Origin of the sequence: Marinomonas fungiae, assembly GCF_001418205.1 — a bacterium.
Classification (GTDB): domain Bacteria; phylum Pseudomonadota; class Gammaproteobacteria; order Pseudomonadales; family Marinomonadaceae; genus Marinomonas; species Marinomonas fungiae.
This window is the reverse complement of sequence record NZ_LIQF01000012.1, coordinates 43,886-55,396: the sequence shown is the minus strand read 5'-3', so window position 1 is coordinate 55,396 and position 11,511 is coordinate 43,886. Positions and strand designations below refer to the sequence as shown.

The window sequence follows — 11,511 nt, the reverse complement described above, 5'->3', positions numbered from 1 at the left end:
AACCTTATGAGATTTTGCCCAAAATGCGGTCATAAAGTGAACATGGAAATTCCAGATGGAGACAACCGCGAACGTCCGGTGTGCCCAAGCTGTGATTTTATTGATTACGACAACCCGCGCATGATCACTGGCACAATCCCCTTGTATCAAGGCAAAGTGCTTCTTTGTAAGCGTAACATCGAGCCTCGTTTTGGTTATTGGACCTTGCCTGCTGGCTTTATGGAGAACGGCGAGACGACCACTGGTGGCGCACTACGCGAAACACTTGAGGAAAGTGGCTCCCGCGTAATCATTAAGCAACCCTTCTCAATGATCAGTATCCCGCATGTCAATCAAGTTCACCTGTATTACATTGCTGAACTACAGAAACCGGATTTTCATGCGACTACAGAGAGCTCCGAAGTCGAACTGTTTGAATTTTCTGACATTCCTTGGGATGAGCTAGCCTTTAGCAGCGTCAGCAAAACACTAGAATTTTTCTTAGAAGACCATAAAACAGGCCAATATGGCTTCCACGAAGACAACATTATTATCAACACTCAACCTGAATAAGATGATAAGCCACCTCTTCATAGGGGTGGCTCTGTTTCAAAGCACTCACCACCGCTGCTTTATATTCCGCCAACACCACCATTTCAATTCGGTATTCCGGTACCTTTTCAAGCACTCCAGGTTGACCAATAAATGGCTGTGCTTGCTCTGTGGGTCGAAACTGCCCCTCGCCCTTAACCTGCCAACAAACCTGCTCATAATCGCCAACCTGCCCAGCACCAGCCGCAAATACAGCAGACTTTACAGCTTCTGCATGCGTTTCTGGCACATAAAATACTAACGAATACATCATTACGTTCTCCATTTTTACAACAACCCCATTTGTTCATGCTGCACGGGCAAGTTCACCTGCGCAGCATAATTGGGTAAGATTTTCTGCAGTTTTGCATCGAGCCAACTGGCCAATGTGGGGGCTGCAATATTATCCGAAGAATGCACAAACACCGTCGGCTCACGCCCCTCTTTTAGCCAGTAGGCCAATTTATTAGCCCATTGATCCAACCAGATATGATTACGTTCTAAATCAGGATGACCAATAAAGCGCACCACAGGATGCGCAGCGGTTGCCACAGCATGACACGGCACACGGGGCTTTTTGCGTTGAGCATCGATCAAGCTGTCACAATAGGCCTCAGAAGAGAATACCGGACGGGAATCCATCACAACTTTGTTACATCCCGAGTCTGACAACAGGCGTAACAAAGCTGCTTCATGCTCCGCCTTATCGAAAAATTCAAGATTACGGACTTCTATGCTTAAGGGTGTAGCAAGTGCCCAGCTCTGACACAGCGCCGTGATGATGGGCAGCTGTCGAGGCGCCACTGACGCTGGAAATTGCAACATGGTCGGCCCCAGCAAATGCTCAATCGGCTTGAGTAGATTTTGAAAGGCGCGCCAAGCTTGCAAACATTCCGCTTCACTCAGCTCATCAAATTGATGAGCGACTGCACGCGGTACCTTAAAGCAGAATCGAAAAGTATCAGGAACTTGTGCCACCCAACGCTCAATCTGATCTGGCGCCACATCCGTATAAAAGGTACTACCCACCTCGACGCTATGAAAATATTTGGCGTAATGCCCTAAACGCAAACCTGTGGCTTCAGAGCGTGGGTAAAGGTAGTCAACCCACGCAGGATGCTGCCACTGCGCCATACCATAGCGAATCATGGTCACACTGGTTCCACATATTCAATTTGTTCAATAAAAAACGTTCGCTCTCCACCAGCTCGACGTAACACAACCTCATCTCCTTCATGACGCTTGAGCAGCGCTTTTGCCACTGGCGAATCCATGCTGATGTAGGCTTCATGGTGATCCAGCTCATCTGGCCCAACAATTCGAAAGCGTTCTTGATTGCCGTCATCGTCTTCCAATGTCACCCAAGCGCCAAAAAACACAATCGAGCGATCAACTGGCAAACGATCAACAACAGTGCATTGATCTAAACGCTTTTCTAGATAACGCACTCGACGGTCAATTTCCCGCAGCTGCTTCTTGCCATAAATATACTCAGCGTTCTCAGAGCGATCACCCAGTTTGGCTGCGTCACTGACACTTTGTGTTACTTCCGGACGTTTTACTTTCCAAAGATACTTGAGCTCCGCCAGCAATTTATCGGCACCTTCTTTAGTGATGTAAGCTCCTTTAGGAGCACCTGGTGGACGATATCGACTCATACAACCTCTCTTTAGATCTTTGCGGCAGCACTAAAAAGCCACCCTACAAATAAAAAATGGCGCCACGATATCTCGTAGCGCCATTTGATGACCCTAAGAAGACTTAGTCTTCTTTTGACAAATGCACATCCATTTGTGGGAATGGAATACCGACGCCATTTGCATCAAACGTGTACTTAATCTTCTCTAGTAGATCCGAGCGCAACGCCCAGTAATCCCCCGCATTCACCCATACACGCACACTAAAGTTCACTGAGCTATCCGCTAATTCAGACACCCAAATAACCAAGGCGGGGTCTTTCAATGCGCGCTCATCCGCCTCAATAATCTGAGTCATCAGGTCACGAGCTTGCTTAATGTCGGAATCGTAGCTAATACCAATCACCAAATCCAAACGACGTGTTGCTTCGCGTGAGAAGTTGATGATGGAACCGTCCATAATGTTTGAGTTAGGCATGATGATGACACGATTATCGGGGGTCTTCATGTACGTATGGAATAATTCAATACGATCAATTGTACCCGTTTGACCACCTGCATCAACAAAGTCCCCAGCACGGAATGGGCGCAATAGAATGATCAACACACCTGATGCAAAATTTGATAGCGAGCCTTGTAACGCTAGACCGACCGCTAAACCTGCAGCACCCAAGATGGCGATAAAGGAAGTGGTTTCGACCCCAACTTGACCCAGCGCCATCAAAACCACGCCAGCAAACATCAGAGCATACAGAATGCTTGAAGCAAAACCAGCAACCGCTTTATCGACCTTGGATTTCAATAAACGATTTTCAATCCAATGGGCAAGACGATGGGCAATCATCTTACCAATAAAGAAGATCAGAATACCGACAACAATCGATACACTCTTCTCGGTCAACCAAGGTAGCCACTGACCCCCTTCATCCAATAACTTCTCTAATTCATCCATAGATATTCTCACTCTGTTGTTAATTTAGGCCAAGTAGTCCACTTTATGTTGCCACTCCTCTAACAGGCTCTGCAATTCAGACAGGCCTTGCCTAGAGAAAACAACATAAGTCTGCCCCTTTTTGGTGACAGAATTTATAACATGATTTTCATCAATCTCAATACACTGCAAACGCAGGTGTTCTATTTCAAGATCGTAACGCACACCGATACCGATAAATACATGCCAGTCTCGCTCAAGTAACTCACCTTCAACGGCTTGTTTTAACAAACGCACACAACCCGCTTGGTCAATCTGATAATAAGGCATGCGCTGCCTGTGCTTTATAAAAAACACCAAGACAGACGCAAACAACATAAAGCTAATCAGTATCGCAAACAGCATTTGCGCCATGATCAATCAAACTTGTAGGCTAGTAAATAGATTTTCGCCTGACGCAGTTGCTCAATATGTTTAGTTTCTAGAGCCTCCATCTCGTCACGAAATTTACGACGCGCAGACAGTGGCAGAGTATTCCATTGTTCATGAGTTGGAATATGCTGAGTGCCAGCTTCCACCGCATAAATAGCTTGCACATGTTCATGCTCCGATAGATCGATACTCAATTGATCTAATAAGTTTTTCACGCGAATGGAGGCTTCTGTCCATGTTAGCTTTTCATCCTGTTCAATCGCCTGCATGATCACTTGGATACTTTCGATGCGTTTCGCACGCTCTTCTTTCAGGCGCTGCTCCCCCGCTTGAATACGCTCTTCACGCTGACGGTTCAGCTTAAGCTGCTTGACGATAAAATAAATAGATACACCGATCACCGCAAAGCAGAGTGCTAGGATGATGGAAAAGGCACCGATAGACATAAGTCTCCTGAAACATTATCAATGTAAGACATCTATTCTACACAGGCTTCAGGAAACGATCAGCAAAAGAAGGGATTCAGGGCATCGTACAGAGCACAATGCCCTAAAATTTCATTTTTTATCCTGCATAATATGGCGGTAGGCAATGATGCCAAACCAAACCATAAACACAGAACACAAACCAATCACCACAATGCTTGCAATTAAAACGCCATCCGAGAACATAACCACCTCCTAGTTCATAGTCTTGTGATGCAAGAGTAGAACTCAGCCAGCCTTCAGCGCATGACGCAGATCAGTTTATTTTTTACTCACTTGCAAAACATCTAATAAGAGATGATACACATCAGGCGTTGCCGCGATCAGATAATCACCATTTATTGCCGTCGGCCAAGATTGCTTGGATTCAGAAAAATGGCCTACTTTGGCACCCGCCTCAGTAGCAATCAAAGCACCTGCCGCCATATCCCATGGCTTTACAGATTCATAATAAGCATCCATCTGACCTCGAGCTACGGCGCACAAATCCAGCGCGGCAGAACCATTGCGTCGAATATCTTGGCTATGCTCAAGCACACGACCTAGCAATTCTATTAAATCCGGCAAGGTATCCTTGTTATACGGAAAACCCGTCGCCACTATGGCATTGCGCAGTTCAGAACGCCCACTGACTTTCAATGCCGTGCCGTTCAACCAAGCCCCCTGCCCTTTCACCGCTGAATACGTTTCACCTAGGAAAGGAGCATGTACTACACCAACCCAGCGCTGACCTTGGTAATACACCGCGATTGAAACCGCTACATGTAACAAGCCTTGAGCAAAATTGATCGTGCCATCTATCGGGTCTATAACCCAAACAGGCACATCGCTGTGTGTCGCGAGCTCAAGATCCGGCGAAGACTCTTCGGATAAGATCAAATGGTCAGGGAAAGTTTGCTTAATCTGCTCACATAAGTAGTCATCAATCGCCAGATCTGTGGAGGTCACTAGCTCATGCCCAGATTTGTATTGCTCTGAGAAGCTTGTTTTTTCACGCGCTTCTAGCATCATAGCCCCTGCATGAGTAGCCCAGCTTTTGGCATAGCCCAGCCATTCATTTACCGATGCATCATCCATACAATATCCCTACCCCAATCGCTCTAATAACCAGTGAGCAATATCCCCCACTTGTTCCGGGCAAACGGAATGTGGCATGTCGTAGACTTGGTACTGCGTCTGATACCCCAACTCATCCAAGCGTGCACGCGCTCGACCAGCAAGAACCGGCGCCACTACCGGATCAAATGAGCCATGATGAATTAAAATCGGTGCATTACCGTTCACTGAAGTTTGAGCCGTCGGCACCGCATCTGGATCAGCCAAGTAAGTAGACAGCGCCATGACACCGGCTAACGGGTATTTACCTAACAAGGCGACTTGATAAGCAATCACCCCCCCTTGGGAAAACCCCGCCATGACGATGCGATCGCTCGAAATTCCCTGTTTACCCAAAGCCTCAATAATCGCTTCAATCTGTGTCATCGACTCTTGAATATTGTCCATATCCACTTTGCGATCCAACGACATTTCCAAAATGTCGTACCAAGCACGCATTTTCATGCCACCATTAATCGTAACAGGGCGAATCGGCGCGTTCGGAAAGACAAAACGCACGGCCTTATGCGCTAAACCTAGCTGCGGCACCAACCCTTCAAAATCATGGCAATCAGCACCCAAGCCATGTAACCAAATCACGGCGTGAGTAGGGGTTTCAGATGTATCCACGGTAATGTATTCAAGCATTTCAGACACAGAGCTCTCCAAAAAAATAGGCTATCGTTTTAAGCGATAGCCTATCATATTTTACAAACCTACTGCGCCACTTAATGGGATATAGGCAACTTTGTCTCCAGCACTTTCTGCTTTGCATCTAAGACAAATTGCACGTCTGCATTCTGTAACATAGAGCAGATCATATGACGCGTGATACGCTCATAATGTTGCATAAACCCCTTCAAGGCCTCCGGTGACATAACCTTAATATCCAAGGTATCTAACACCCCTCCATGAATATCATGTAAATGCGCTTCTAATACACGCTCCTGCTTATTACGCCAGTCGTATACGACATCAAAGCTAGGAGGCTGCATCCACATTATCACGTCAATCAGATCAAACAACTTGCGGTAATCACTTTCAAGATGCTCATTCACCGCCGTACGCCAGCTGCCGTCTTGGTCTTTGTCTTTTTCAAGCGCATTAATTGGGTCCATTAAGTGCTCTTTGGACATGGGCTGCGCACCAACACACCACCCCTCAAAGAAAATAACATCTACTGGACCTGCGACTTCCTGCCAACGATGCACAGGCTTGCGATCATCTAGCGACTTATCAAAAGTAGGCACATACATCACTTCGCCAGCTTGCAGGTGCTTAAGTCGCTCAAAAATATTCAACGCCAGCGGGATATCATGTGTACCAGGTACGCCTCGCGTTGCAAACAGCGGATGCACTTTCTGGGCATAGTGCAGACGATCGGAACGCTGCAAATACAAATCATCCAGACTAACCTCTATGGCATTAAGATCAAAGCCCTTGGCTAGAATATGGCTGACGACTGAACAAAACGTGGTTTTACCGCACCCTTGTGGGCCACCTAACCCTAAGATTAAAGGCGTATGTTTAGGTTTGGTGTACTCGCTAACCCATCTTGCAAAAGGTAAGAAGAGATCATCAATACGCTCTACCAAGGATTCATCAGCATACAACCCTTTTAGAGTTTGCTCGACTTCAAAACGCAAACGCTCTGCCAATGAAGCTGGTAGGTTATGAGCCTGACTTAACAAGCTAAGTTCAAGAACATTCATCATATACCACCTCCGCGCTATATCCTCGTAAGTATAGACATCGATCAATATTTAACCAGACAACAGGGCAGACTCTCTTTCATTCGACAGGTCATAAAATCGTAAAATTCCGCAAATAACCCTTAACTTTGAGCAAATTTACTTCATGATTGGGTAGTAAACACCGTACACTAGGGGAAAAGATCGTATCGATACTGTCCAAGAAATTTGATACCAGATTGGACGCCCAATGCGGGTGCAGAAATGGAGAAGCTTCAATGAGTCTTAAAGGTCGCTTGCTTGCTTTAGCATGTTTTTCGACACTGTTATCCGGGTGCGTGGTTACACAACCTACTTCACCAGTGTGTAATTCCACTTCCCCCTGCGTGAATGGCATCAACAGCCAGACCAACAGCAACCCTAATTACAACCCTTCTGCCCAGAGCATTGAAATCGTCGACATTGAGCCTCGCGAACCGATTATTATCAACGCTACAGGCTATTCCGCACCAGTAACGAATAAATCGTTTTCGAAAGCCCAAGCTCGCTTAATGTCACTACGTGGTTCTAAACTTGATGCCTACCGCAACTTATCTGAACGTGTTTACGGTATCAGCTTGGATGGCTCTAGTTCTTTGAGCAATATGATGGCCCAGCATGATGATCTTCGTGCCTACGTTAATGCTTACCTTGTTGGAGCAAAAGTTATTTCCCAAAGGGAACTGGAAGACGGCACATTTGAAACTGTAGTAGAACTTGCCCTGCAGGAAAACTTTCGCCAGTGCGCCAGCTCACCGGAAGCAATTCGCTCTAATCCGAATTGTCAGCTAACAAAGCGCACCAGCAACACGACATCCGTCCCTAAAAAACAACCGTCAACGTTTTATAGTGTGCAGTAGCAATGAAAGCGCTGATTACGCCCTTACTAATATTGATGTCGTTGAGCATGCACGCTCAGGTCATGCGCGCTGATGGCCAGGCCGTTATCTATAATCAAGATATTAATGATGCTAGATATCGCGCGACACAACAGGCCATTAAACAAGCCAGCTTACAAGCGAGCGCCTCAGTTCGCTCCAGTGATAACCTCAGCAATGGCGCTCTGACGTCCAACACCCGAGTGCAATCGGCTGGTCAAGCCAGTGACGTCAGAATTCTCTCTGAGCAGATTATTGATGACATTTTAAGTTTGACTATTGAAGCCGATATTGAAACCGAAGGTATGTGTGACAATGGTACGACCAATAATTATCGCAAGTCAGTGGGCGTCACAGGCTTCGCCTTACAAACACCACAGCAGGCAACCTTGGGCGCATTACATAATATTGGCCGAGAGCTGCCCAAAAGCCTAGTTGACGCCATGAATCAGCAAGGCTACTTGCGAGCCTTAGCAGCCACCCACCTAAGTGTTTACCCAGATTTAATTAATGCTCCGACCTCGGCAAATAATGACGGCTCTCTGACCGATGTTGCCCGCATTGGTGAAGAGCTTGGTGTACAATACGTCGTCAGCGGTGTTGTTCGTGATATCGGTGAAGTGTATCCGAAGCACCCAAACCAGAAGACGCCTCTCAATTCCCTGCTCAGCTGGGCAAACAAAGAGGACGATCAACGTAAATTTGTCTTAGATTTATATATTTATGATGGATTTAGTGGTGCGTTAATCTTTCAACATCGTTACGATGAGATTGGCAAATGGAACACCAAAGACAATAACAAGGTAGGTTTTGGTTCAGCGCAGTTTTGGGCTCTGCAGTACGGCAAAGTTGTCGCACAAACGTTAAAGTCCATGTCGCTGGACACCAGTGACGACTTAAACTGCCAGCCTTTTGTGGCGAATATTTTTCGCACCGAAGGCAACCGCATCTATCTAAATGCTGGCGCGTTAGCCGGCCTTAAAAAAGGCGACCAGTTTCAAGTTTTCCGTCGCTATGAGATATTTGACCAATTACAGAATGCGCAAACACAGCTTAATAATGCCAACATCAATGTTACTATTACGCAAGTGCAGCCTAATTTTGCAATCGGTGAATTGGCGGTGGAAGCAAGAATTCTAAACGTACAACAACAAGATGTTGTGATCGCTTGGTAAATCCATAAAATCAGCGCACAACTTAAATTATCAGGATCAGAAGTACCATGAATAACGAATTACTACATCATCTAGAACAACGCATTAATGCTGCAGTTGAAGAAATCTCTACACTGCGCCAGCGTATCTCTGAACTAGAAATGCAAAACTACGAGCTATCTGAAGAGCGTGATGAAGCTCAAGCCAAACTAACACAACAAGCTGAACAAACCACTAACTGGGAAAACAGCTTGAATCAAATGCTAAGTAAACTTAACCAGCTGGATTAAGCGCATGAAAAAATTTGTTACAGCGGCACTGCTTGCAGGGGCCACCAGCGCATTTGCCGCTGGACAATTTTCTCCACTTATTAGCTACGAATACGTATACAGCACTCCATCTACAGCAACTAGCAACACCGCTAGTATGATCAATGCATTGATGGAGTATTCTTACCCACGCAGCCTGTCTGTTTACGGTGGCTTCACTTTCATTTTACGCGATAGCTTTGAAACGGCCGCTCAGTTAGGCGGTCGCTTTTACACGCCTGAACCACTTTTCTACGTTAACGGCATCGCTCCTGTCTGGACTTATATTGGCTTAGGTGCCAACGTGTTAGACAATGTTGCATATTATCCAGAAATTGGCTTACGTATCGGTATTAGCGATAACACTCGCCTAGACCTTTTCATGAAAGTCTATGGTAGCAGTGATACTGCCTATGACAAACACGCAACCATTGGTGCGGGCCTAACCTTCTAAACGCTATGAAGCTGTTTGCATTTTTAATCGTTAGCATCGTTTTGATTAACATGTATCTCTGGGTAGAAAGTCAGGCTCCCGCAGACATCGTGCTCCCGACCTCTAAGCAGCTCAATGAAATGGTTGGCCGTGCGGGAGCACCTCGAGTTCCCTTATGGCTGGCTGACGCAGGAAACTAACCTATGGACCGCTTAATCAAAGCCCTTGAAAATCGAATCGATGACCTAGTTGTGCAGCTTCAGCAAGCACAACAAGAAATCGCTCGTTTGAAAGCAGACTCAAGTCTTACTCCCAACAGCAAGCCCAGTGACGTATCATTGGACTTACTCTCAACCATGAGCCACAAACGCTCAACCGAAGAGCAGCTGCAGCTGTACATCGAAGACAGCTTGGATTTACTGACTTCTGCAACCACTCAAACAGATTTCAACGAGCAACTAGAGCCGACGCAATCAGAGACCACTACTGCGAGTGAGATCCAAAACCATTTTAACCTTGACCTTCTTCACAATGCTTTTGAAGATCAACCAACTGAAGACCTTAAAGAAACTAAAGACTCTCCTATGACTACTGAACAACAAACAGCGATCAGCGCTGACATCCAAGAGACTGCTGCGACTGAAGTTGAGCAAACCCAAGCAACGACACAAAGCGACGCTCCTGAAACAGCAGCACTCAGTGCCGAGGAGAAACGTCGTCAGAAAAACCAAAAGAACAACCGTCGTCTAATCAAGCTACTAGAAGAGCGCTATCCAAAGGCATTTGATTGGAATAATCCACGCCCTTTGAAGGTTGGTATCGACAAAGACATGACGTTGGACGAAGAGTTTAACGCCAGCAAGCAAAAGCGCGCCATGGCCGCTTACACGCGCTCTGATCGCTACAAGAAATGCTTACTTTCAGGTCAGCCACGCATTGACCTAGAAGGTAATGCCGTCAGCAATGAGCCAGCCCTGCCAAACGCGAAAAAACCTGTGGAAGACAAAAAGCCTATGCCTAAAAGCAACAAAGGCAAACGCCCACAAGGACACAATAAACCGCAGCCAAACAAAGCAAAAGGCCAGCCACGTCCAACTAACAAGGATAAAGCCCAGCCTAAGCAGGATCCTCAGTTTGATAACCTAACGGCTGAAGAGCGCATGCAAGCTAAACTGGCACAACTTCTAGGTAAAAAATAGAAAAAGTGCTTTACAAGGCGCGAGGCGATCAGTAATATACGCCTCGCTGCTGTGGAGGGGTTCCCGAGTGGCCAAAGGGAGCAGATTGTAAATCTGCCACGAAAGTTTCGGTGGTTCGAATCCACCTCCCTCCACCATCTTATCTTTTCCTCATTTCTCGCTATACCCTTACTTCTACCACCTTACAAAAGCCTTTATCTTATTACAGATACACATAGCAACACCTGCACATCTTCTAATCATCTTCTCTTTTAAAATCAACGATATACCTATAATTTTTTTCACCAAACTGCCGCAAAAGCCTTTACAAGAACAACAACAATCCGTAGCATACGTATCGCTGCTGTGGAGGGGTTCCCGAGTGGCCAAAGGGAGCAGATTGTAAATCTGCCACGAAAGTTTCGGTGGTTCGAATCCACCTCCCTCCACCATTTCTCTCTTAATTTCTAACCTGAAATTAACATCTCAAAATTCCTCAACAATCTTTCCAAGCAAACAACCGCTATCAACACCCCACCTCTAACCAAGCCTTCCCCGTAAGCCGTAAGCCGTAAGCCAGGGTCAGCACAGCACCCTTCTTAGAACGCTTCAAGCACACCATTTCAACACACCAAATAGCGAATAGCAGAAAGCAGAAAGCAGAAAGCAGAAAGCAGAAA

Annotated in this window: 15 protein-coding genes and 2 tRNA genes; 8 read left to right on the top strand and 9 right to left on the bottom strand. The window is 46.2% G+C overall.

From position 1 onward, the window contains the following. The first annotated feature begins 6 nt into the window (after nucleotides 1-6). Nucleotides 7-552 carry an NUDIX hydrolase gene (locus ASC49_RS15480; protein ID WP_055464155.1) on the top strand — a complete coding sequence of 182 codons (546 nt, stop codon included), beginning with the start codon at nucleotides 7-9 and terminating at the stop codon, nucleotides 550-552. Here ASC49_RS15480 and ASC49_RS15475 read toward each other — a convergent pair. From ASC49_RS15475 to ASC49_RS15435, 9 genes are all read right to left on the bottom strand, one after another. Continuing rightward, nucleotides 533-844 carry an NGG1p interacting factor NIF3 gene (locus tag ASC49_RS15475; protein WP_342667545.1) on the bottom strand — a complete coding sequence of 104 codons (312 nt, stop codon included), beginning with the start codon at nucleotides 842-844 and terminating at the stop codon, nucleotides 533-535. The two genes, ASC49_RS15480 and ASC49_RS15475, sit on opposite strands and share 20 nt — an antisense overlap. Before the next feature lie 14 nt (nucleotides 845-858). Beyond that, entirely contained in the window at nucleotides 859-1,719 is an 861-nt protein-coding gene (locus ASC49_RS15470; protein ID WP_055464154.1) for a DUF72 domain-containing protein, read from the bottom strand. A 2-nt stretch (nucleotides 1,720-1,721) separates the two neighbouring features. After that, nucleotides 1,722-2,228, bottom strand: coding sequence for a transcription elongation factor GreB (gene greB, locus ASC49_RS15465; protein WP_055464153.1), 507 nt, complete (start codon nucleotides 2,226-2,228; stop codon nucleotides 1,722-1,724). 103 nt (nucleotides 2,229-2,331) lie between these two features. Further along, nucleotides 2,332-3,159 carry a mechanosensitive ion channel family protein gene (locus tag ASC49_RS15460; protein WP_055464152.1) on the bottom strand — a complete coding sequence of 276 codons (828 nt, stop codon included), beginning with the start codon at nucleotides 3,157-3,159 and terminating at the stop codon, nucleotides 2,332-2,334. Between the two features lie 24 nt (nucleotides 3,160-3,183). Further along, nucleotides 3,184-3,552 (bottom strand): hypothetical protein, encoded by a 369-nt coding sequence (locus ASC49_RS15455; RefSeq protein WP_055464151.1) that lies wholly within the window; start codon nucleotides 3,550-3,552, stop codon nucleotides 3,184-3,186. Nucleotides 3,553-3,554: 2 nt separating this feature from the next. Then, nucleotides 3,555-4,016, bottom strand: coding sequence for a DUF2489 domain-containing protein (locus tag ASC49_RS15450; RefSeq protein WP_055464150.1), 462 nt, complete (start codon nucleotides 4,014-4,016; stop codon nucleotides 3,555-3,557). Between the two features lie 300 nt (nucleotides 4,017-4,316). Further along, nucleotides 4,317-5,132, bottom strand: coding sequence for an inositol monophosphatase family protein (locus ASC49_RS15445; RefSeq protein WP_055464149.1), 816 nt, complete (start codon nucleotides 5,130-5,132; stop codon nucleotides 4,317-4,319). 9 nt (nucleotides 5,133-5,141) lie between these two features. Further along, nucleotides 5,142-5,798 carry an alpha/beta hydrolase gene (locus ASC49_RS15440; RefSeq protein ID WP_342667546.1) on the bottom strand — a complete coding sequence of 219 codons (657 nt, stop codon included), beginning with the start codon at nucleotides 5,796-5,798 and terminating at the stop codon, nucleotides 5,142-5,144. Nucleotides 5,799-5,878: 80 nt separating this feature from the next. Then, nucleotides 5,879-6,865, bottom strand: a complete 987-nt coding sequence (locus ASC49_RS15435; RefSeq protein WP_055464147.1) for a hypothetical protein — start codon at nucleotides 6,863-6,865, stop codon at nucleotides 5,879-5,881. 254 nt (nucleotides 6,866-7,119) lie between these two features. Here ASC49_RS15435 and ASC49_RS15430 point away from each other — a divergent pair, with 254 nt between their 5' ends. The 7 genes from ASC49_RS15430 to ASC49_RS15400 all read left to right on the top strand — a co-directional run bounded on the left by ASC49_RS15430 (nucleotide 7,120) and on the right by ASC49_RS15400 (nucleotide 11,283). Further along, on the top strand, nucleotides 7,120-7,740 hold the full coding sequence (locus ASC49_RS15430) for an LPP20 family lipoprotein (RefSeq protein WP_055464146.1): 621 nt from the start codon (nucleotides 7,120-7,122) through the stop codon (nucleotides 7,738-7,740). 2 nt (nucleotides 7,741-7,742) lie between these two features. Beyond that, the gene (locus ASC49_RS15425; protein WP_055464145.1) at nucleotides 7,743-8,933 is read left to right on the top strand and encodes a flagellar assembly protein FlgT; all 1,191 of its coding nucleotides are present in this window, start codon (nucleotides 7,743-7,745) and stop codon (nucleotides 8,931-8,933) included. 47 nt (nucleotides 8,934-8,980) lie between these two features. Beyond that, nucleotides 8,981-9,202, top strand: a complete 222-nt coding sequence (locus tag ASC49_RS15420; RefSeq protein WP_055464144.1) for a cell division protein ZapB — start codon at nucleotides 8,981-8,983, stop codon at nucleotides 9,200-9,202. Between the two features lie 4 nt (nucleotides 9,203-9,206). Continuing rightward, nucleotides 9,207-9,674: a hypothetical protein gene (locus ASC49_RS15415; RefSeq protein WP_055464143.1), complete on the top strand. Its 468-nt coding sequence runs from the start codon at nucleotides 9,207-9,209 to the stop codon at nucleotides 9,672-9,674. Nucleotides 9,675-9,856: 182 nt separating this feature from the next. After that, nucleotides 9,857-10,852 carry a ProQ/FINO family protein gene (locus tag ASC49_RS15410; protein WP_055464142.1) on the top strand — a complete coding sequence of 332 codons (996 nt, stop codon included), beginning with the start codon at nucleotides 9,857-9,859 and terminating at the stop codon, nucleotides 10,850-10,852. A gap of 53 nt (nucleotides 10,853-10,905) precedes the next feature. After that, nucleotides 10,906-10,989, top strand: a tRNA-Tyr gene (locus ASC49_RS15405). Nucleotides 10,990-11,199: 210 nt separating this feature from the next. After that, nucleotides 11,200-11,283: transfer RNA gene (locus tag ASC49_RS15400), tRNA-Tyr, on the top strand. Nucleotides 11,284-11,511: the final 228 nt, after the last annotated feature.